The 21,684-nt window shown below is 63.9% G+C and carries 13 protein-coding genes (1 of these 13 cut by a window edge); 6 read left to right on the top strand and 7 right to left on the bottom strand.

Annotation, left to right across the window (positions count from 1 at the left end; translation table 11 throughout):
* The first annotated feature begins 51 nt into the window (after window positions 1-51).
* Together NA11_RS46565 and NA11_RS10475 are read left to right on the top strand one after the other, a co-directional pair.
* Window positions 52-1,149 (top strand): hypothetical protein, encoded by a 1,098-nt coding sequence (locus NA11_RS46565; RefSeq protein ID WP_245745813.1) that lies wholly within the window; start codon window positions 52-54, stop codon window positions 1,147-1,149.
* The gene (locus tag NA11_RS10475; RefSeq protein ID WP_069161634.1) at window positions 1,124-1,978 is read left to right on the top strand and encodes a GSU2403 family nucleotidyltransferase fold protein; all 855 of its coding nucleotides are present in this window, start codon (window positions 1,124-1,126) and stop codon (window positions 1,976-1,978) included. The genes NA11_RS46565 and NA11_RS10475 overlap by 26 nt, the downstream gene beginning before the upstream one ends.
* Before the next feature lie 565 nt (window positions 1,979-2,543).
* On the opposite strand, the gene NA11_RS10470 is transcribed toward NA11_RS10475, so the two are convergent.
* Genes NA11_RS10470 through NA11_RS10455 form a run of 4 tightly spaced genes read right to left on the bottom strand, consistent with a single transcriptional unit; the run spans window position 2,544 to window position 9,278 of the window.
* Window positions 2,544-2,954, bottom strand: a complete 411-nt coding sequence (locus tag NA11_RS10470; RefSeq protein WP_069161633.1) for a PIN domain-containing protein — start codon at window positions 2,952-2,954, stop codon at window positions 2,544-2,546.
* Window positions 2,948-6,271: a type I restriction endonuclease subunit R gene (locus NA11_RS10465; protein ID WP_245745812.1), complete on the bottom strand. Its 3,324-nt coding sequence runs from the start codon at window positions 6,269-6,271 to the stop codon at window positions 2,948-2,950. The genes NA11_RS10470 and NA11_RS10465 overlap by 7 nt, the downstream gene beginning before the upstream one ends.
* On the bottom strand, window positions 6,271-7,536 hold the full coding sequence (locus NA11_RS10460) for a restriction endonuclease subunit S (RefSeq protein ID WP_069161632.1): 1,266 nt from the start codon (window positions 7,534-7,536) through the stop codon (window positions 6,271-6,273). The genes NA11_RS10465 and NA11_RS10460 overlap by 1 nt, the downstream gene beginning before the upstream one ends.
* The gene (locus tag NA11_RS10455; RefSeq protein WP_069161631.1) at window positions 7,533-9,278 is read right to left on the bottom strand and encodes a type I restriction-modification system subunit M; all 1,746 of its coding nucleotides are present in this window, start codon (window positions 9,276-9,278) and stop codon (window positions 7,533-7,535) included. The genes NA11_RS10460 and NA11_RS10455 overlap by 4 nt, the downstream gene beginning before the upstream one ends.
* A gap of 1,227 nt (window positions 9,279-10,505) precedes the next feature.
* Between NA11_RS10455 and NA11_RS10450 the strand changes: the two genes are divergently transcribed.
* Entirely contained in the window at window positions 10,506-11,465 is a 960-nt protein-coding gene (locus NA11_RS10450; protein ID WP_084654491.1) for a sterol desaturase family protein, read from the top strand.
* Here the strand turns inward: NA11_RS10450 and NA11_RS10445 are convergent.
* The 3 genes from NA11_RS10445 to NA11_RS10435 all read right to left on the bottom strand — a co-directional run bounded on the left by NA11_RS10445 (window position 11,462) and on the right by NA11_RS10435 (window position 14,647).
* Window positions 11,462-12,115 carry a biliverdin-producing heme oxygenase gene (locus tag NA11_RS10445; protein WP_069161629.1) on the bottom strand — a complete coding sequence of 218 codons (654 nt, stop codon included), beginning with the start codon at window positions 12,113-12,115 and terminating at the stop codon, window positions 11,462-11,464. The genes NA11_RS10450 and NA11_RS10445 overlap by 4 nt on opposite strands.
* Window positions 12,116-12,125: 10 nt before the next feature.
* Entirely contained in the window at window positions 12,126-13,253 is a 1,128-nt protein-coding gene (locus tag NA11_RS10440) for a polyprenyl synthetase family protein (protein WP_069161628.1), read from the bottom strand.
* 137 nt (window positions 13,254-13,390) lie between these two features.
* Window positions 13,391-14,647: a cytochrome P450 gene (locus NA11_RS10435; protein WP_218023286.1), complete on the bottom strand. Its 1,257-nt coding sequence runs from the start codon at window positions 14,645-14,647 to the stop codon at window positions 13,391-13,393.
* A gap of 225 nt (window positions 14,648-14,872) precedes the next feature.
* Here NA11_RS10435 and NA11_RS10430 point away from each other — a divergent pair, with 225 nt between their 5' ends.
* The 3 genes from NA11_RS10430 to NA11_RS10420 form a co-directional block, all read left to right on the top strand.
* Window positions 14,873-15,535, top strand: a complete 663-nt coding sequence (locus tag NA11_RS10430; RefSeq protein ID WP_069161627.1) for a tRNA-dependent cyclodipeptide synthase — start codon at window positions 14,873-14,875, stop codon at window positions 15,533-15,535.
* A gap of 202 nt (window positions 15,536-15,737) precedes the next feature.
* Window positions 15,738-20,891, top strand: a complete 5,154-nt coding sequence (locus NA11_RS10425; RefSeq protein ID WP_167837615.1) for a non-ribosomal peptide synthetase — start codon at window positions 15,738-15,740, stop codon at window positions 20,889-20,891.
* Window positions 20,888-21,684: the 5' portion of a type I polyketide synthase gene (locus tag NA11_RS10420; protein ID WP_069161626.1), read on the top strand. Its footprint extends 3,727 nt past the window's final position; 797 of the gene's 4,524 nt are visible here — the first part of the coding sequence; the start codon lies at window positions 20,888-20,890; its stop codon lies beyond the right edge, outside the window. The genes NA11_RS10425 and NA11_RS10420 overlap by 4 nt, the downstream gene beginning before the upstream one ends.

The raw sequence follows: 21,684 nt of genomic DNA, 5'->3' as shown, positions 1-21,684 counted from the left end.
TCAGGAAATTAGCCATCTCCGTACGGAACGGAATTGGGGTATTATCCGAACATGCCTGCTACGCGGACTGAACCACCACGGAACGAGAGGGAGGCGATCGCCGTTGCCGCAGCCGCCATAAGGGAGCGAATACCACCAACGTGGGATCTCGGGGTCGCAGAACCACCCTCCGGCCCGGAAGGCAAGGGTTATGACGCGGAAATCAGGCTCTATGCGCCGAACGGGCTCGTTATCGTTCTCCTCGTCGAGGCCAAGAATGTCTTCCGCGCCCAAGATGTCGACCGGCTACACAAAAACCTCGCCGCCGCCACCTCCCGGCAACCAGGCAGCATCGGTGTGCTGGTCGCACGCCACCTGTCCGCCTCCACGCGGCAACGCCTCCAGCAGGCAGGGATCTCCTACGTAGACGCGACCGGCAACATGCTGGTGCGTGCCGACTGGGCGGCTCTGTTCCTGTCCGCAATCGGTGCGGACCCCGACCCTTGGCGTGGCCCGGGACGTCCACGCGGCACTCTCAAGGGGGAACCAGCAGCGAAGGTCGTTCGTGCGCTGCTCGACTTCCAAGGGCCGTGGAAAATCCGTCACCTAGTCGACGCCGCAGAAGTCGCAACCGGCTCGGCCTATCGAGTGCTGGACTTCCTCGAACGTGAAGCGCTGATCATCCGTGAGCCGCGCGGTGTCGCGATGGTTCCGGACTGGGTCGCGCTGCTACGCCGTTGGAGCGAGGACTACCAGTTCCTGCAGACGAACACGATCACGAGATGGATTGCGCCGCGCGGTCTGCCGGCGTTTCTCGATGTCGTCCGCAGTTCCGAAGTCTCCGATTACGCTGCGACCGGTTCGATCGCGGCCGCGGCATGGGAGTCCTACGCCCCGCCGCGCTCAGCGATGATCTACGCCCACGCCCCCGAAAAAGCCGCCGAGGCTTGGGGATTACGTGCTACCGACACCGGTGCCAATGTGCTGATCGCTGTGCCTGCATATCCTGTCCTCCTCGCCCGAAGCAGGGAAGCTCTCCACGACCTGCGGATCGCAGCGCCGACCCAGGTCGCCGTCGACCTGTTGACCGGGCCAGGCCGGGCACCTTCGGAAGCAACAGAACTACTCAATTGGATGGAGAAGAATGAACAATCCTGGCGTCGTGTCTGACAGCCCGTTCGACCTGCTCGTCCGGACGCGCTCCGTGCTACTCGATGCTCTCGAAGCTCTGGCCGAGCACAGGCGTTCAGTAATAGTTATCGGCGCCCAAGCGGTCTACTTGCACACCGGTGGAGTCCAAGTCGCCATTGCCGAATCAACCAAAGATAGCGACGTTGCGCTCGACACCCGCAACCTCGGACCGGAACCCACGATCAACGAGGCCATGGAGAAGGCCAACTTCATTCCCAACCCATTGCAGCCGCAGCCCGGCGCATGGATGAGCCCGGACGGAATTCCGGTCGACATCATGGTCCCCGAAGCCCTTGCTGGGAAGAAGAGCCGTCGTTGCGTGCATAAGCCACCACACGACAAGATGGCGATGCGGCGAGCTCGCGGTCTTGAAGCAGCCGTAGTCGACTACAGCGAAGTCGTTGTCCAATCGCTTGTGGAGGGGGACAACCGGGCCATTACTGCCAATGTCGCTGGACCTGCGGCGTTGCTCGTGGCCAAGTGCCACAAGATCGCCGAGCGCATCAACGATCCGAAACCTGATCGCCTGAAAGACAAAGACGCGCACGACATTTACCGAATCCTAGTGAAGTTCCAGACCGCAGAACTGGCCGCCTCCTTCACAAGCCTGCTCGTCGACGAGGTTAGTGCCGAGGTCACCAACGAGGCGGTCGACCATCTCCACGCGTTCTTCGCGGCTGGGCCCGACGTTATCGGCTCCCACATGGCCGGCCGCGCAGAGGAAGGAGTTGGGGAGCCCGAGCAGGTCGCAACCGCAATCAGCATCCTCGCTTCGGACCTGGTCGAGGCTATTCGGGCAACGAGTTGATCAGGCACGCGTCGACCTTGCACCGGTGATCGTGCTGGGAGGCCGGACCGCTCAGCTCGTACTAACGTTCCGAATTGGTTGACCGGTGCCTGCGGTGTCCTGGCCTGTTGGATCTGTTGCTTGAGGCCGAGAAGGTGAGAAGGCACGTTCGGTTCGGATAGTTTCCCGCAAGGCCCACTTCACTCGTAGACGGCTCATGCTCATGAAAAGCATTGAGCCGTACTCGTTTTCATCGTGTTTATGGGGCGAAGACGCCACGTCCCGCCTGGCGGGGCTTCGTACCAGGGACCTTTCCTGGTGCACTGTCTTTTGGATCGTGCACGCTCAATTGCTATCCGTGCAGCTTTAGCCTTGCGCCCCTTCTCGATTCACCAGCCCCGATGCCGCGCCCCAGAACCCCTCCCAGGTCCGCCAGCCCGATGCCGTGTCCTCGGACGACGTCTCATGTACCTGGTGTAGCTAACGACACCAGGCACAGGTTCCCTGCTGCCGCTATGTGCCGTTCGTGTTTATCTGCGCCTCTGGGCCATGCTGAACCACGCCCTTTCGTGTACGCGATCAGCTGCTACTTCGGCGCAGCCACTGTCAAGCCGTGCTCCTCCGCCGCGGTGGCGAGACGCTTGTCGTAGGTAACGAAATACGTTAGTGCGGCGCCCAATTCGAGGGCGGCGGCCAAGTGGAGCGCATCCAAGGTGCGCAGCCTGGCACCGGGGGCCAGTTTCCCCGCTTTGTCGAGAACTTCCGCGGTCAGCGCAATATGCGCGCAGCGGTTCAACCAAACGGTGGCGCGCTCGTGCGACTCTTGATTGGCGCCAGCTGCATGCAGACCACGGCGCAGCTCGGTCCGAGTCAAGTGAGCGGTGATCTGGCGGGAGGACGCCTGGCTAGCGAGCCAGTTTTGCAGCGCCTCGGAATCTGCCTCCTGCTTGAAAAGCTTGATGGCCGCGCAAGTATCCATGTACAGGAAGTTCACCATGTCTCCTCGTCGCGAAGAGACAAGACTGCCTCGCTCCCCGTATATCCGTCAGGAGACGGTGGCTCTAGCGGCATGTCGGCGGCTTCTGCCGCTGTTGGTAGATCCTGCAGTGCGGCCTGATCGAGTACTCCGGCGGAAATTGCACGGGCGACGGCTTGCTCGGCGTCGTCCGGGGAAGCGCTCCAGTCTATGGTTTTAATGTCGGTAGCCGCCTCGTAGAAGGCGTCCGCGAGCGCCATGATTACAGCGCTAATGCCAGGTCCATCGCTGAAGAAGTAGTCGGCCATGGTGTTGTGGGCTTCTTGGTTGGCGACGACCGCCTCAGTGACCGCCGCTTGGAAGTCCTGCGATTCCATGAACTGCTTCTTCGAGTTCACCTTGGTCTGGTTGACCAGGTCCGGGTAGGCGAGCAGCCGCCGCACCAGTCCCTGCACGAACTCACGGACCTGAGATGCCGAGAACGACTCGGCACCGAAGAGGTCGTTCATTTTGTCGATGACGACCTGCAGTGCAACGTATTTCGGCTCCTTCCGGCTGCCGGTGCCCGCGGCGCCGATACCCTTGAGCTCGCCGTCACCAGTAAGCGAGATGTCGACCGGGGCCCTCTTGTCGTGCTTGACCCCGACCAGGACTACGTCGGAGAGGTCGACCTCCGCGGCCCAGGAGGAGTCTGCGATGACCTTCTCGAGGAGCCGCAGGAAGATCGACAACATCTCCAGGTACGGGTCGCCGTAGTCGAGGATCTGGCTCATGAAGTCATAGAGCCGGACGTAGGTGGAGACGTCCTTGCGGAACAGGTCGAGGGTATTCAGGGCAACTTTGTCGTCTGCCTCGATCGCCGACGCGTAGCGGCGGGCGAAGTCGTTCTTGGCCGGGCTGATCGCGGCCGAGAGTGCGTTGTTGCCTTTCCGTCTGACCCACAGTTCGGCGACTTCGCGGACCTGCTCTGACGTGTAGATCCCGGCCTGATCGAGCTTGGTGGCGAGGTGGACGACGACGTACGGGTCGGTCTCGGTCTCCAGGGTGGCATTGGTGAAGTACGGCTCAAATGCAGCCCGGATGTCCTCAGGTTTGTTCACGAAGTCGATGACGAACGTCTTGCGCTTCTGCTCCCCGCCCGCAGTGCGATGGGTGCGGTTGAGCCGGGAAAGCGTCTGCACGGCAGTGACTCCGGAAAGCTTCTTGTCGACGTACATCGCTGAGAGCAGTGGCTGGTCAAACCCTGTCTGGAACTTGTTGGCGACCAGCATAATCTTGTAGGTAGTGCCCTTAAAAGCGGCGGCCAGGTCCGAGCCGGCGCCAGGGTTCAGGTTGGCCTCGGTGAACTCGTCGTCCTTGCTTGGCTGCGGCCCCCAGTCCGAAGCCCACTCCTCGTCCTCAGCCATAGTCACTGAGCCGGAGAAGGCAACCAGGGTGCGGTAGTTGTACGAGGCGTCCATAGCGGCCCGCTTGGCGATGTAGGCGTCGATCGCTTTCTTGTACTTCACGGCGGCTTTGCGTGAGTCGGTGACGACCATCGCCTTCGCCTTGCCCTCCAGCAGGCGGGCAACGTTGATGTGGAAGTGCTCAACGATGATCTGCACTTTCTGGCTGATGTTGGTCGGGTGCAGTTTCACCCACCGCATCAGCCCCTTACGCGCTGCGGCCTCGTCCACTTCGCCACCGTCGCCACTCTTGACCTTGTTGGCGATCTTCAGCGCGGTGTCATAGGTCTGGTAGCCCTTGAGCACATCGAGGATGTAGCCCTCCTCGATCGCCTGTCGCATCGAGTAGAGGTGGAACTCGACTGGCTTCCCGTCGGGACCCTTGCGGCCGAAGAGCTCCAGTGTCTTGTTCTTCGGCGTCGCGGTGAACGCGAAGTAGGAGATGTTCTCCGACTCGGCCCGCTCGGTCATCTCCGAGGCCAGGATCGCCTCGACGTCGACCCCACCGCCGTCCTCGATCTCCTTGACCTCTTCCACGGTCAGCACAGCCTTGAGCTTGGAGGAGGCCTGGCCGGACTGCGAGGAGTGCGCCTCGTCCGCGATCACCGCGAACCGCCGACCCTTCAGTGAGGAGTCGGCCCGGATCTCGTCGAGGGCGAACGGGAAGGTCTGGACCGTCACCGCGATGATCAGCTCCCCGTTCCTCAAAGCGGTTGCCAACAGCCCGGATTTCGACTTCGCCCCTGCCTTGCGGACGTCCTCCGGGCTGATCGTGGCAACGATCTTCCCTGACCCGTCGATCTGCCGGATCGCCTCCTGGAGCTGCCCATCGAGCACAGTGCGGTCCACGACCACGATCACCGAGTCGAAGACCTTCTCGTCGTTCACGTGCAGCCGCGCTAGTCGGTGCGCGGTCCAGGCGATGGTGTTCGTCTTTCCTGAACCTGCCGAGTGCTCGATCAGGTAGCGATGCCCTACCCCCTCCTCGCGCACTGCGGAAACGATGTTCGTCACGGCTTCCCACTGATGGAACCGGGGGAACAGCATGCTCGTGCATCGCACCGACGTCCCGGTCGCGACGTCCCACTCCTCCTTGGTCTCCACGATCATGAGCCGACCGATGATATTGAGCCAGGCGTCCTTCTCCCAGACCCGCTCCCACAGGTACGCCGTAGCCGATTGCGCACCCTCGGCCGGCGGGTTCCCCGCGCCACGGTCGCGGCCCGTGTTGAACGGCAGGAAGCGTGTCTTCTCGCCTTCGAGCCGGGTGGTCATCGCAGCAAGGTCGTTGGAGACCGCGAAGTGGACCAGCGCTCGGTGCCCAAATGACAGCAGCGGCTCAGGCCGTCCGTTGGTCAACGGATGCCGCTTCTTGCGGTACTGGTCGATCGCTTCATTGAGCGACTGAGTGAAGTCGGTCTTCAACTCGACGGTGGCCACCGGGAGCCCATTCACGAAGAAGACCAAATCGATGCTGCGCCGGTCAGCGGTGGAGAAATGCACCTGCCGCATCACCCGCACCCGCATCGCCGCGTACTGCTCGTTGGTCGTCGCGTTCAGACTGGTCTCGGGACGGAACTGCGCCATCTTCAACCGGCCACCGCCGATGTACTGCACCCCGTTGCGCAGGATATTTAGCGTTCCGCCCCCATGATCCAGGGGTTTGTCGAGAGCCGCGACCAGCACGTCGAGGAACTTTGCCTGTGAGCCTGCGGCTTTCAAAGCCTTCTCGAACGCCACCTGCTGGGTCTCTGTCAACCAGGCGAACAGATCGTCAGGAAACAGCGCCCGCACTCGGTCGTAGCCGGTGTCGTCCACCGAGTACCGCCACCCGTGGGCACACAAGTGTTCGCAGATCTCGGACTCGAAGACGACCTCGTTGTGGTCGTCCATCACACCATCTCCCGTACGTCGATCTGGCCCGTCACGGCAGCGGTAACGAGTGCTGTCCGGCGCTCTCGGGAGAGCTCGATGAACCGCTCGGTCTCTTTGATCAGAGCATCGATTTCCGCGGTCTGACGATCGAGCGTTGCGGCCACGAGCGCCTGCTCATGCGGATCCACGAAAGGAACACGCATGGCACGGAGCTTCTCGGCTGTCAGGTGCGGAATCGTTGACCTATTGCACACAATGTCAATCACGCCGATGTCCCGGTATGTCCGAAGGACATACCCCAGCCAAGCAGACGACCAACTGCTGAGCGGACGGACTCGGTTGACGGTCTTCTGAAAGGACCACTCAGGCATGTCCTCGCGAAGCAGCACGTTCGTCCCGACGGCTCCGCCCTCAACTACGAGCAAGTCGCCCTTGAGCAGGTTGAGGTTCGCTGCCTCTGCCTCTGAGTAGGGCATCTCTTTCACGTAATCGAGCTTCAGCCCGGTGTCCTGGATGTTCCCGGCTCTGACGTAGGGGAGCATCCGATCTTCGCCACGAATCGCTTTGCCAGCGTCCAACATCTTCCCGAGTGTCACCGAGAAGTGGTGCCCAATCGCGGTGAACGCTACTTCAGGAGTTGGCGAGAAGGGGTTCGCCGATCCGAGAACCGCCACTCGGACCAGATCCTGCCGCCGCTCGCGGAGCATCTCGATCAGGCGTTGCTGCTCCTCAAGGAGATCGTTGATGCGGGCCGTCTCGCGATCGAGGTAGTCGGCGATGGCGCGTTGCTCCTCTGGAGGCGGCAGCGGCATCGGAATCCTGGCCAGCTTCTCCGCAGTGAGGTGCGGCATCGAGACAACGTTCGAGTAGGCGCGAATGAAGCCGCTGGCGCGCAGCGCGATCAGATAGAACGCCAGGAACCGGCCGTCGAAATCGCCAATTGGTCGAAGTCGGTTGATCGAGTTCTGGAATCCCCAGTCTGGGAGATCCTTGTCGACATACGCGGCACGGCCGAAGCCGCCTTGGCCGCCTTCGACGACGACAACGTCGCCTGCTCGGATGCTCAACTGCTCCAGCTCGGTTTTGCTGAACCACATTTCGTTCACGTCCTCGAGGGCCAGCACACCGTCGGGCTGCACGTTCGCGGCACGCATATACGGGGCGCGCGCGTCACTGCCGGAGTCCTTGCTCTGCAGCATTTTGCCGAGCGTGACGGTCGCAGCGTTCTTAACCTGGCCCGCTAGCCACCCTTCCGGCAAGGCGACCCAAAGCGGTCCCGTCACAGTTCCACCTCGCGCAGCAAGTCGAGAATCTTGGCGACCTGCTTCTCCAGGTCGGCGTCGATCTCGGTGAGGGGGCGTGGCGGGACGTGTTTGTAGAAGTGGCGGGTGAAGGGGATCTCGTAGCTGGTCTTGACCTTGGCCCAGTCAATCCAGGCGTCGGGGACGTGCGGCTTCACCTCAGCATCGAAGTACGCCCGGATGACCTCGAATCTACCGGCCACGCCGGCGCTTGAGCCGCCGTATGTGAACGGGACGTTCTCGGTGTCACGCTTCTTCGGATCCGACTTGGGTTTGCCCTTGCGGTCCACGACCGGCTGGCCGGACTCGTCGAGGAGGGGGCGCTCGACGGTGATGGTCCAGTAGCCGAACTCGTCGTTCTGCAGCACCCTGGAGTATTCCGGGTCGGCGTCGGTGAAGTCGGCGTACAACTTCACCACCGCGGCACGGTCCGCCTCGCTGAGCTCACGGTTTTTGGCGCCGAGGTTCTTACGCATCTTGGTCCAGAACGACGAACCGTCGATGAGCTGGACCGCGCCCTTCCGCTCGGGGTGTTTGGTGTTGTCGAGGATCCAGATGTAGGTAGCGATGCCGGTGTTGAAGAACATGTTGGTTGGCAGAGCGACGATGGCATCGACCAGGTCGTTTTCCAGCAGCCACTTGCGGATATTGGAGGGGCCGGACTCGGCGGCACCGGTGAAGAGCGGTGACCCGTTCATGACGATCCCGATCCGACCGCCGCCATCCTCGGGGGCGCGCATCTTGTGAGCCAAGTGGAGCAGGAAGAGCATCTGCCCGTCCGAGGTTGCCGGGAGGCCAGGGGCGAACCGGCCGTAGGGACCAGCTTCGTCGCGCTCTTTTGTGACCGCCTTGGCGTACTGCTTCCAGTCGACACCGTATGGCGGATTGGACATGCAGAAGTCGAACTGGCGGCCCTTGAACGCATCATCGGTGAGTGTGTTGCCGAAGGCGATGTTGGTCGCGTCGTGGCCCTTGGCCAACAAGTCGGACTTGCAGATCGCGTACGACTGCGGGTTGTACTCCTGGCCGTAGAGGCTCAGCTTCGCGTCGGGGTTCTGCTCGAGCAGGTGCTCCTCGGCCAGTGCGAGCATGCCGCCGGTGCCTGCGGTGGGATCGTACAGCGTGCGGACGATGCCGGCCTCGGTCAGGTCGGCGTCCTTCTCGGCGAAGAGCAGATCAACTAGCAGACGGATCGCGTCCCGCGGGGTGTAGTGGTCGCCGGAGGTCTCGTTCGCGGCCTCGTTGAACTTGCGGATGATGTACTCGAACGCATCTCCCATGTCGGCGTTGGAGACGGCTTCTGGATGCAGGTCGATGGCCTTGAAGGACGTGATGACCTCGCGCAGGAGCTCCGCCTTCTCCAGGGCAAGGATCTCCTTCTTGAAGTCGAAGTACTCGAACACGTCGACATCGGGCGAGAACCGGTCGATGTAGTCGGCCAGGTTGTCCGCCAGCCCATCGGCGTCTTTGAGGAGGTTGGCGAACGAGTAGTTCGATGTGTTGTAGAACGGCCGCCCAGTTGCCTTCTTGACCTCGATCTTGAGCCGGTTGGGGTTGTCATACTTCGCCGCCAGCTTGCGCACTGCCTCCTGGTCGGGCTCTAGGATGCAGTCGAGGCGGCGCAGGATCGTAAGCGGGAGGATCACGTTGCCGTACTGGTTGGGGCGGTAGGGACCCCGAAGCTGGTCGGCGATCGACCAGATGAAACTACCGAGGCTGCTCACAAGGCTCCTTTACGAGGCTCACTCGACGATGAATGTTGGACGCCCACCGCGAGCCCGTGCGCGCCGTCCGAACAGGCGGCGCACGGCCTGCAGCAGCCGGTGCGACACAAGAACATCATCGCGCATCACGACACCCTGCAGCAGCGACCGGCCCAGAGAATCCGTCGCGGTCGGCGTCTTCGCCTTGCCAGCGAGGAATCCATCCGGGGGAGGAGCTTGGAGCCGCGTCAGGTGCTCGTGAAAGCCACTGAATCCTCTACCGGACTTGATGTTTGGGAGAGATGCGCTGCATTGAGCCTCTCGTGAACTGCGTCGTTGGCGAAGCGCGTTCAGTCTGGTCCCTACCTGTGATGGTTTACATACACCGCGATGCTTGGCGGGCCTTCTCACTGGCGAGAACAGGTGTGTGAGTCGGTCATAATCAGCCCAATAGCAATGATCTGGCAATTTGGGAGGTGAGCGGCCCAGTAGCGACGACCCCGCGAGCTAGACAACCAACCTCCCTCGGAACCGCCGATCGCATGTCCTGCCAACGTCCCCTTGAAACATGAACACCTCGCACTCAGCCCATCACCGATAGGCACGCCTGAGAACTGATAACCCCGATTGAATGCCGTCATCGATTTAGCGGTATTCGACCCTCTATAGCCGATCTCGGCATTCACCGACGAGTGACGTCGGAATTCACTGGCACGGCCACGCAGGCTTAAGCCATGACGTCGATCTGCGATGCAGTTCAGCGAAATTAAATGCTGTGCGAACTAATCGCGCGCATTCATTGTGAGCGAAGGCGTCGCCACCTGCCCTCATGGGTTTTCTGATGCCCCCAAGTCTCCGGTAAGTCGAGGCGTTTGTTGTTGTAGTTTAAAGATTGACAACGTCGCTCGACGGCGTATATTCAGGACCGTCCTCGGCGATGAATGTGCGTCGGCAAGCTCGAGGGCGAATAAAGATCCGGGAAGGAACTGATCATGATCAACATAACCTCCACTAAGACAAGGAAAGTCATTGTCTCGGCGGTCGTGGCCCTAGCCGCCATCGGCGCCCTAGGATTCAGCGGGACCGCAAATTCCACCACTCAGCAACAGCCCGTCGGCAATTTCTCCGGTGGCCTTTACGCCGGCTGTTGTTGACGGAGTCGCTGGCCAGCGGCGCGGCCGCTGGCCAGCGGCCATCCGCTTCTGCTAGATGACCTGAAAGCGCGAAATTTGGATTGGGGTATCGGCGATGATGTGGTCTGTCGTCGACGCATTGCGGAATGCTGTAATTCGGCCATTTCGGATGATACTCAGCACGGACATCGATGTCGGTGTCTTCTTCTACCCTTTTCTACTGGTCGCCATGATATGGGCATTCCGGCGTCAACCGCGGGAAGAGAGCCTGATCAGCTATGTGACTTTCCAGCGTGCACTGCGCGGCCGGTCGGGAAGTCTGGATATCAGATTCTATTTCATCAACATCATTTTGATGACCTTTCTGTATACCTACAGCGATCCCTGGTACCGGCAGGTTCCCCATGCGGTGGAATCGGGCTGGGCGTGGCTGCTCCAGGAACCTCGTCTATACCTGCTCAACGGCGGATTTCTCGCCAGTACGATCGTGACCGTCCTCGTCTTCATGGCCGCCGATCTCTCCTTTTTCCTTTTCCATATGCTGATGCATCGGGTGTCGTGGTTGTGGGAGTTCCACAAGATCCATCATTCGGCAACCGAGTTGAATCCACTGACGAGTTTCCGAGCCCACCCGGTGCAGCTTTACCTGACCACCACCGCCGGGGTCGTCTTCTCGGGCGTTGTCCTCGGCAGCGCCGGGTACTTCTCTTCGGGCACGGTACGGGTGCTGTCCTGGCTGGGCTCCAATGTCCTGGCCATAGGTAGCGGAGCATTCCTGCTCGCTGCGCTCCGACACTCCCACGTGTGGATACATTTCGGTCCCCGGCTCAACCGAATCCTCTACAGCCCGGCCCATCATCAGATACACCACAGCGGCGACAGCGCCGACTACAACGCGAACTACGGCGGCCTGCTCGCGCTGTGGGACTGGATGGCGGGAACTCTCATCGTTCCCGGAGCCGAACGCCCGATCTACTACGGGCTGGGCAGCACCGAACAGAACAACCAGTACACCAGCATCGCAATGCTCTACACGCGGCCGTTCGTCAATCTGTGGCACAAGGTCCGCAACTAGATTTCAACGGTGCCCGAGTTCCCGGCCGGGTGATCACTGCGATCGGGTTGGGCGAGGGCGGCGAGGGTTTCTGCGATTGCCTGGTAGGCGTTGTTTGCTGCTGTGAGGACTTGTTGCTGGCGGGGTTCGTCGACTACCGCGTCGTTCATGCGGTGGGCGAATGCGGTCCATCGTTGACGGTCGCCGCAGCTGTAGTAGGCGACGCCGTGGTCTTGGGTCAGCCCGAATGCGGCACGGATGTGTGCGGTCAGCTGCATGGCACCCATGGTGGAGCCTTCCATTACGTAGAGGAAGCCGAGGGATGAGACCGGGTCGGTGGCCGCGTGACGGTTGATGGCTGTGGCGAATCGCTGTGCGGCGCGGATTGCCGGGGTGGGCATGCTGCCGACGGGCAGGGTGTCGAAGAATTCGAGATCCTGGTCCAGCAGTGGGACTTTGGCCAGGTCGGGTTGCCAGACTGCAGTGACGGTCGGGTCGGCCGAGCGTGCGAGGACGGCCTCCAGGGCGTCGAGGATGATCCGGTAGGCGATCAGCTGTCCCACGTACGTGCTCAATGGCATTGTGCGGCTGAGGAGTTCGATGCTGAACGGGGTCGTCTCCAGCGTGGTGTGCCAGGTGCTGGTTTCGGCACGGAGCCGTTGCATGATCATGGTTGCGGTCCTAGCCGACGTGCTTGGCGCGCACCGCGTCGTACAGCTTTTCCATCACGTGGCCTTTGCGGTCGATCGTCAGATCGAAATAGGCTGCGCTGCCTGGCGTTCGGCACAGCTCGTGTATTCGGTTCTTGGCTTGTTCTTTGAGCTCGACGGCTTGCCCGGCGAGTCGGACGAGCGTCGCGTCGAGTCGAGGGTGGCCGAGCGCGAACATCTTCAATCGGTCGCCGACGAGGTCGGCGGCTATCGGCCCTGAGCCGAGTAGTTCGAGGCACACGCGGTTCGTGAGCCCGTCGAAGTCCTCGTGGGTATTGGCTCCGCCGAACTCTGGGACGAAATCGGTGAGGTCGTTGAAGATCTGGCTCGCCAAACCCAATTGCTGCATCGCGTCGTCCAGCACGGTCAGCTCGTCGTCGGGCACTCGCAGGGCAGTTGCCGCCGCGTGCAGAGGCATGCGGAACAGTGTCGCGGTTTTCAACGTGGCCACCGATTCCCAGAACGTCACGCGGTCGTGCTCGTCCGCCGCGAGCAGGTCGCGCCGAATCTCGGCGAGCCGGGTGGACATATCCAGTGCCTGACCGATGAAGCCGTTCTCCACGGTCTGCACGAGATACTGCACGACGGCTGGTGATTCGGCGTGGCGCAGGGCGGCGAGCACCATCCAGGCGCCGGTGTTGAGGGCGAGCGGCACACCGTGGGTGGTGTGCAGCGCAGGCTCGCCGTAGCGCACCGCGCTGCTGTCCTCGATGTCGTCGAGGACGACCGCTGCCTTCAGCAGCATCCGGACCGCGACCGCCACCCGGCGGATGGTCGGCAGGTCGGTGGCCGCCTCGCCGGTGTTGGTGAAGCCACGATAGTTACGGAAGACCCAGTAGACGAGCGAGGGGCGGAAGCCGGGACCCCCGCCCTGGCGCAGCGCTTCCTGTCCCACCTTCGAGCCGAGCGCGTCGAGCACCGGGTCGTGAAATGCCCGGCGCACTGCGGTGTCCAGCTCGCCAGGTCCGGCGACCGAGCCGACCAGTCGAGCGGCGGTGACCGTGAGTTCGGCCAGGAAGACTCTCAGGTCTGCTTCCAGCAATTCCGCGTCGCCGCGCACGATATCCAGTACCTGCGCGCCATTTTCGACGGCTGTCATGGTGGCCTCCTACGATCTGGCCAGCTCTGGGATGACGGACGCATCCTGCCGACCCCGGGGCGGCAAAGGTGGGGGTCGCTCACCGGGTCGAAGTCTATTGACGTGACATTGAACACCGACTCCCCACACGTGGGGAGTCAGCGCGCCACGGTGCGCAGGTGCAGGGTACGCGGGGCGAGCACGAATCTGGGCGCGGCCCGAACTCGTTCACCGGCAACCGATTCGAAGCGCCAGCGGGTCGTCAGTGTCGCCAGGGCGAGCGTCACCTCGGCGGTGGCGAAGCTGTCCCCGATACACCGGCGGGCGCCGGCGCCGAATGGGACGAGTGCGCCGCGGGGCAGCCGTTCGCCGTGCCGATCCGGGTCGAAACGCTCGGGATCCGCATGGCGGTCGTCGCGATGATGGATGAGGTAGGGGCTGCAGACGACCGTACTGCCCGCTGGCATACGGTGCCCGCCGAGTTCGGTGTCGGACGTGGTCACGCGGGTGAGAAACCACAGCGGCGGATACAGCCGCAGGGTCTCCGCGACGACCCGGCCGGTCAGCTCGAGCGCGGGCAGATCGGCGAAGGTGGCGGGGCGATCGGCGAGTGCCGTGTCGACCTCGCGGCATACCCGCTCGGCGACATCGGGATGCTCCGCGAGTAGATGCAGCGCCCATGTCAGCGTCACTGCGGTGGTATCGACGGCGGCGATGAAGAAGGTGACCACCTGGTCGCTGATTTCGGCCGGGGTCATCGCCCGGCCGTCCTCGTCGCGAGCCGCTGTCAAGACGGACAGGATAGTGCCGCGGCCGGCCTCGTCGGTGATGTCTGAACCCAGATCCCGCAGGCGGGCAACAGCTTTCGTGTGCCGACGCCGGCCGGGTGTCGGCAGGCGGTCCAGCGGCCGCGGGATGAGGATGCGCCGGTATGCCCCGGACATGAAGACATCGAGGTCGTGAGCGATTTGGGTGAGGCGATCGGCGGGTAGTTCGGTCGCAAACATTGATGCGCAGGTAACTCGCGTGGTGAGTGCGTACATGGACGCCACCGCGTCGATGATCCGACCGTGCTGCCAGTGTCGGGTCACTGCCCCGACCTGGGTCGCCACCGCGTCCGCGTAACCGGCCACCTGGTCTCGGCCGAAGGCAGGCTGGAGCTGCCGGCGCTGGCTGCGGTGGTCCGCGTGACGGCAGGTGACCAGTCCGTTTCCGGACACCTCCCTGGCTCGCTCGGCGAGCACGCCGCCTTTGTCATATGTTTGACCGTCGACGAGGACCTGCCTGGTCAGCTCCGGATCACAGACCACGAAGGCCCGCCATCGGCCGATTCCGATCGGCACCACATCGCCTCGCGCAGGCAGTTCGGTCAACGCCGCCAACGGATCTCGGATCAACCGGACTGCTTCGGCCAACGTGCCCACAGTGCCACGCTCAATTCCTGTAGAACCTGCCGAGTGCCGATCAGGCGGTGTGGCCTCGAGCAGTTTCCCAGCAAACATGATGTGTCATGCGGGATCGTACAGTTGACTACGGTATTTCACCACCGTCGCGACAGCGGGTGCGATCACCGCGGTGGCAGTTCTCGCCGCTGGGAGTGCGGAGAATTCGCCGTCCCGACTCGGTGGCGACAATCGGTCATGCTGTTCACCGCTGAGCCGTACACCGATAACTGTCGCCGCATTCTGGAGCGGGGGACGCACTGTGCTGTCGTCATGTCGCCGTTCAACAGCTACTACAAACCGCGTCTGATCAGATCGCTCACCCGGTGGGCGTTGACCACCTTCGGATCGTCGGACTTCGTGGTGCCCGGAATCGAGGCCGCCGACACGCTGGTCGCACGCGGGTGGACGCGGGAACGCGCGCTCCGCCGGGCCGCGATCGCCGTCGGAAAGCTCCGGGCGCCAACTCGATCGGCGCTGCTGGAAGCCGGTGTTGCCGACCCGGATGACCGACTGCACAGCTGGACACAGTTGGCAGGCCATCCGCCGTACCAGCGACTACGCGCGTTGGTTACTCACCAATACGACGTCGATCCGTGCATGCGCCGCGCGATCAGGCAGCTTTCCGCGCGGGCCATCGGCGCGGATGCCACGGACCCAAGGATCGATACCTGCGTCGAGTACGCCCTTGCCGAGATTCCCTTCATGCTGGACTGTCCGTCCATTTTCGGCGTCGAGTCATCCACTCTCGTGTATCACCGCGATTTCGAGTTCATCCGGCTGTTGCTCGCCGATAGCACGCCGACGCCCGTGAAACCTGCTGACGGGCAAGGCTTCATCGTTTGCCGGCTGGTGTCTTGATCGCCGGCGATGGCGGGCATGGGCTGGGTTTGTTGTGGCGAACCATCGCATTCCCAACGCTGAGAAGCATCCGCTCGACACCGTAGCTTCTTGCTCTACTGGCGCCGTCCCGGTGTTGTCCGACCATCCTGGGCGGTGCGACTGACTTTGACGCTACGTGGCTACGCGGATGGGGCACTTGGTATCTCGACGGATCAGCACAGTGGGGCGGCAGTTCGCGGAGTCGAGTGCGCGTACGTTTCCTGAACTTCTCGACGCTCGCGTCGCCGCCGATGGTGATCGGATCGCGGTCAGTTTCGTCACGGACGGCGGTGCCGACCTACACCTGACCTACCGCGAACTCATCGAGCGGGCAACGACGATCTCGCACGCACTGCTGCGGATCGCTGCGCCGGGTGATCGTGCCGTGCTGTTGTTCGCGCCGGGGATGGAATTCGTCGCCACTTTGCTCGGCTGCCTGTACGCGGGTGTCGTGGCAGTGCCCGCCTACCCACCGCGTGACGCCGAAGCCGTACCGAGGTTGACGGCTATCGTCGCGGATTCGGGTGCCGCTCTCGCATTGACGACCACGGATCTGCGGCCATGGATCGAGGAGATCTGCTCCGGCATGCCGGACGGTCCACGTTGCGTCGCAGTCGATTCGCCGATGCCGGTATCGGAAAGCGATGGCCGACAGGTGATTGCGAGCCCTGAGTCGGTGGCGCTGCTGCAGTACACCTCAGGGTCGACCGGTACGCCGAAGGGCGTCATGGTGTCCCATGCGAACTTGCTGCACAACTGTGCGAGCATCCACCACCTGTTCGGCTGCACCCGCGACAGCGTCGGGGTGATCTGGCTGCCGCCCTATCACGACATGGGTCTGATCGGCGGCATTCTGCAGCCGCTGTTCGGTGGATTCCGGGTGGTGCTGCTGTCTCCGCTTGCGGTGCTGCAGCGTCCGCGACTGTGGCTGGAGACGATCTCCCGGTATCGCGGAACCATCAGCGGCGGGCCGAATTTCGCGTACGAGCTGTGCATCGACAAGATCGGTCCTGATGATCTCGGCGGCCTGGATCTGACGAGCTGGACCGTGGCATTCAACGGCGCCGAGCCGGTGCGGGCGAGCACGGTGTCGAGATTCACGGAAGTGTTCGCCGTCTCCGGCTTTCGATTATCGGCCTTCTATCCGTGCTACGGCTTGGCCGAGGCGACGTTGCTGGCGACCGGCGGGGACTTGGCGGCGGAACCGGAGATCATCCCGCTGCCCGATGCGACGCGATTGGTGGCCTGCGGCGCGGCGGCACCGTCGCACGAGGTGGTCGTCGTCGATCCGGACAGCAGGCTGCCGCGGCCGCCCGCCACGGTCGGTGAAATTTGGTTACGGGGGCCCGGTGTCGCACTTGGCTATTGGCGCGCGCCCGAGGAGACCGCGCGCGTCTTCGGCGCACGCCTGGCGAACGACGACGCGGGCGGCCCGTTCCTGCGCACCGGTGATCTGGGCATGATGGTGGACGGTCAACTCGTCGTCACCGGCCGCCACAAAGAACTCATGGTGATCCGCGGGCGAAATCTGTATCCGCACGACGTCGAATCGGCAATGGATCGCGCTCATCCCGCGGTCCGCCGTGGCTGCGGTGTGGCATTCGCCGTGCTGGCCGACGAGGTGGAACATTTGGTCGTCGTCCAGGAGATCCGGGTGGATCCTGGTCGCACCGAGGCGGAACTCGCCGACATCAGCACGGCTGTTCGGGCCCGGATCACCGCGGAAACCGAGGTGCGGCCGCAGCGGGTGGTGCTTGTCCCGCCGCGAACCATCCCCAAGACCTCCAGCGGCAAGCTGCGACGGCTGGATACCCGGCGCAGTCTGCTCGACGGCAGTCTGAATGTGTTGGCGGACAGCAGCATTCCGGGAAATGCCGAGGTGACATCCGGCGCGCGCGAGCGCATTCCTGTCGAGTCGGGACAGTTGGCTCTAGCCGTGCAACGGGCAACGGGCATGGCGATCTCGCCGACCGACTGGCACCGGCCGCTGACTCGGCTCGGCATCGATTCCCTTGCGGCACTGAGGATCCGGCACGAATGCGAGGTCACCTTCGGTGTCGCGCCCGACATTGCGACCCTGCTACGCGGCGATGTCGGCACGGTGGTCGAGGAGATGCGGACGCGCACCAGGCCTGCGACGGGTGCCACGGAGACCACACTGCCGGCGGGCGCGCTGTCGGCGGCCGAGACCGCGCTGTGGTTGCTCGATCGGATGGGCACGGCGTATCACCTGTCCCGCGCTTTTCGGGTACGCGGAGCGGTCGATCCGGCCGCGATCCACGCCGTCCTCGACGGGGTCGTTCGGGCCTGTCCGGCGCTGCGGTCCCGGTTCATCGAGGTCGATGGCGTGCCCGTCCGTGTCGTTGACGATCAACCGGGGGAGTGGCTTTCCGTGGTCGACGCGTCCGGTTGGGACGACGACCGGGTGCGCAACGCCTGTCAGGCCGAAGCCGATCGCGGCTTCGATCTGGCGACCGGGCCGATCTTTCGGGGGCGGCTGTTCGACCGTGGCACCGCCGCTGCACCGGTAGTCGCGGTCTCGGCACATCATCTGGCCTTGGACTACTGGTCGTTCCTGCTGGTCATCGACCGCCTGCGGATCGGGTTCGCGGGTGGCACGGCGCCCGTCCAGCAGGCAGACATGGCACAGTACGCGCGCCGAGAAGCGGAGCTGCTGAACGGGCCGGAAGGTCAACGGCTGGCACAGTTTTGGCAGGCGCGGTTGGCCGGGGCTCCGGTGGCGATGCGGCTGCCCGCCGACCGCTGCCGATCCGGCGGCGGTGCCGTGCGCGCCGGCGGCAGGGTGGTTCGCGAGCTCGACCCCGCCTTGTTCGCAACGATCACCGGGATCGCGGAATCCCTCTGCGCTACACCGTATTCCGTACTCGCCGCAGCATGGGCGGCGGTGCTCGGCGCCTGGACCGGCGACGCCGAGCTGGTCGTCGGATGTCCGACAGCCGGGCGGACCTCGGCCCAATTTGCCGACGTGGTCGGCTATTTCGTCAACCCGGTCGCACTGCGGTTGACGGTGTCCGGTAATCCGGTCTTCGCCGATCTCGTTCGCAGCGTGCACGGCGTGGTCGTCGAGGCGCTCGCCCATCAGGATTATCCGTTCGCCGAACTCGTCGCGCGGTCGAGCGCACCGGCAGGCCGCGGGCGCGACACCTTCTTCCGCACCATGTGCGTGCTGTACCGCGACCCGCCGGCGGCAACGGCCGGAGCTGCGTTGTTTGCCTTGGGCGCCCCGGGGGCCCAGATCACTTGCGATGACGTGATTTTGGAGAACATCGCACTCACCGGTGCGGCGGCCCAGGTGGATCTGACACTGGCTATGGCCGCAGACGACGGCCGCCTCGCCGTGCTGATCGACTATGCCGACATCTTCGAGCGGAGCACTGTCGACGCGCTTTGCGATCGGCTGGTCGATATCCTGGAACGGTTGCGGCACAGCGCCGACCTCACTGTGGGGTGGTTTACGGCCGCATCCGGCGCGGAACGGACCCGCGTGCTCGCGGCCGCGTCGACGGCGGCGGTCCCGTCTCCGGCGGAGTGTGTGCAGGACTGCTTCGAGGCGGCGGTGCTGCGCGCACCGCACGCGGTCGCGGTGGATCACCGAGGCGTACACACGTCCTACCGCGAGCTCAACCGTCTGGCCAATCGGCTCGCACATCGGCTGCGCGACCGCGGCATAACCCCGGAGCAGCGGATCGGCATTCGGGCGGACCGCTCGTTATGGACGATCGTGGCCATGCTCGGCGTGCTGAAGGCAGGCGCGGCATATGTGCCACTCGATCCGTCGTATCCGGAAGACCGGCGGACCGCGATGACCGTCACGGCCGGAACAACGCTCGAACTCGGTCCGGGCGCCCTCGACATCGAATCGCTCTGTGTTCCAGGGCCTGCGGAGCTTGACCGGAATCCGCAGCGTCGGACGACACGATCGTCGGCCGCATATCTGCTTTTCACGTCCGGCTCGACCGGCCGCCCGAAGGGTGTGCTGATCGAACACCGTGGCGTGGTCAACCTCATCAGCGGGCAGGCGGTGATGCTCGGTTTGACTCCGGACACCACGATGCTGCAATACGCCTCACCCAGCTTCGACGGCTCGGTGTGGGAGATCTTCCCTGTCCTTGCGGCCGGCGGCACGCTGCGGCTGGCGGATCCGCGCTCGTTGCTACCAGGGCCCGACCTCATGCGGCTGCTTGCCGACGGTGTCGACACCGTGGCCATGCCACCCTCGGTGCTTGCGCTGTACGCCGGCGACGAACTACCGAACCTGCGCACCGTCGTCTCCGCAGGTGAGCAGTGCAGCGCGGCCGTCGTGCAACGGTGGGCAGGCGGTCGCCGGTTCCTGAATTCTTACGGACCGACGGAAACGACCGTGTGCGCGACAACCAGGGAAACCTCCGACCCCGGCCACTCGGCACGAATCGGCCGAGCCGTGCCTGGCGCCGCGGTGTACGTGCTCGGCCCTGGGCTGGAGCTGGTGCGTCCGGGCAACATCGGCGAAATCTATGTCGGCGGTGCCGGTGTGGCCCGCGGATACGTCGACATGCCTGGACTCTCGGCGCAACGGTTCGTGCCGGATCCGTTCGGCGCGGCGGGCGGGCGGATGTATCGAACCGGCGATCTGGCGCGGCTGGATGCCGAGGGCGGTCTGGAGTTTCTCGGCAGGATCGACGACCAGATCACGCTGCGCGGTCATCGCATCGAGCCTGGGGAGATCGAGGCGGTACTCCTGGCGCATCCCGCGGTGCGCGAGGCGGTCGTCGTGGCACGGGAATTCGCGAGGAACACCGCGTTGGTGGCCTATCTCGCGGTCGATTTCCCGGCGCCGGATGTCGCGGAGTTCCGGGAGTTGGCGCGCACGGAACTGCCGCGGCATTTGGTGCCCGCGACGTTCATGCTGCTGCCCGCGCTGCCGCGCGGTGTGACCGGCAAGGTCGATCGCGCCGCGCTGCCGCCGCCGGTCCCTGCGTTCGCGGACGTTTCGTCTGCACCGCCGCGCGATGCACAGCAGCGGACGGTGGCCATGGTGTGGCAGGAGGTTCTCGGCGTCGAGCCGATCGGACTAGACGACAACTTCTTCGATATCGGCGGGCATTCGCTCAACGCGTCACGCGTGCACGCGCTACTGCAGGAACGGCTTGGCCGGCAGTTCGAGCTGATCGAGCTGTTCGAGTTCCCTACCGTGCGCACGCTCGCGCACCGACTTGCCCAGGTGTCACCCGGCGCCGCACCCGAAGACGACGGCATTGCCGGGGTACCGGCCCGGGCCCGGCAACGTGCCCGCGCGCTCGCGCGCCGCCGGGCCGCATACAGGAGTGAGCAATGAGTGATTTCGATATCGCGATTGTCGGCATGGCGGGACGGTTTCCTGGCGCCCCTGACCTCGACGTGTTCTGGGACGCCCTGCACGCGGGACGCGAGCTGATCACCCATTTCGACCGCGAAGAGCTGCTCGAAGCGGGGGTGTCCGCCGAGGATCTCGATCGTTCCGGCTATGTCGGCGCCCGCGGCGTGCTCGCCGACGCGGACCTGTTCGACGCCGGCTTCTTCGGGTTCAGTCCGCGTGAAGCCGAGGTGCTCGACCCGCAGCACCGATTGTTTCTGGAGTGCGCGTGGGAGTCGCTGGAGGACGCAGGCTACGACCCGACCCGGTACCCAGGCCCCATCGGCGTTTTCGCGGGTGTCGGCATGAATACCTACCTGCTGAAGAACATTCTGCCCGACGGCGAACTGGTCGCCACGATGGGCGACTTCCAGATCATGACGCTCAACGACAAGGACACCCTGCCGACCCGGGTGTCGTACAAGCTCGGCCTGCGTGGTCCCAGCGTTGCGGTGCAGACGAGTTGTTCCTCGGGTCTGGTCTCGGTCCAGTTCGCCTGCGACAGCTTGAACAACTTCGGCTGCGACATGGCGCTGGCCGGGGCGGTCGCGGTCAAATTCCCACAGCGCGTTGGTTATCGGTCGGTGCAGGGGGGAATCGTCTCGCCGGATGGACACTGTCGCGCCTTCGACGCGCGGGCGCAGGGCACCGTCACCGGCGGCGGTCTCGGCATCGTTGTGCTGAAGCGGCTGGCCGATGCGCTGGCCGACCGCGACCACGTGCACGCCGTCATCCG

The sequence above is a fragment of the Nocardia altamirensis NBRC 108246 genome, assembly GCF_001612685.1.
Taxonomy (GTDB): Bacteria; Actinomycetota; Actinomycetes; order Mycobacteriales; family Mycobacteriaceae; genus Nocardia; species Nocardia altamirensis.
This window is presented reverse-complemented; position numbering and strand designations above follow the sequence as displayed.

Excerpts from the sequence above, each read along its gene's own strand:
- NA11_RS10465 (WP_245745812.1), bottom strand. The coding sequence starts at position 6,271 with ATGGACGACCACAACGAGGTCGTCTTCGAGTCCGAGATCTGCGAACAC.
- NA11_RS10450 (WP_084654491.1), top strand. The coding sequence starts at position 10,506 with ATGATGTGGTCTGTCGTCGACGCATTGCGGAATGCTGTAATTCGGCCA.
- NA11_RS10430 (WP_069161627.1), top strand. The coding sequence starts at position 14,873 with ATGCTGTTCACCGCTGAGCCGTACACCGATAACTGTCGCCGCATTCTG.
- NA11_RS10475 (WP_069161634.1), top strand. The coding sequence starts at position 1,124 with ATGAACAATCCTGGCGTCGTGTCTGACAGCCCGTTCGACCTGCTCGTC.
- NA11_RS10470 (WP_069161633.1), bottom strand. The coding sequence starts at position 2,954 with ATGGTGAACTTCCTGTACATGGATACTTGCGCGGCCATCAAGCTTTTC.
- NA11_RS46565 (WP_245745813.1), top strand. The coding sequence starts at position 52 with ATGCCTGCTACGCGGACTGAACCACCACGGAACGAGAGGGAGGCGATC.
- NA11_RS10445 (WP_069161629.1), bottom strand. The coding sequence starts at position 12,115 with ATGATCATGCAACGGCTCCGTGCCGAAACCAGCACCTGGCACACCACG.
- NA11_RS10440 (WP_069161628.1), bottom strand. The coding sequence starts at position 13,253 with ATGACAGCCGTCGAAAATGGCGCGCAGGTACTGGATATCGTGCGCGGC.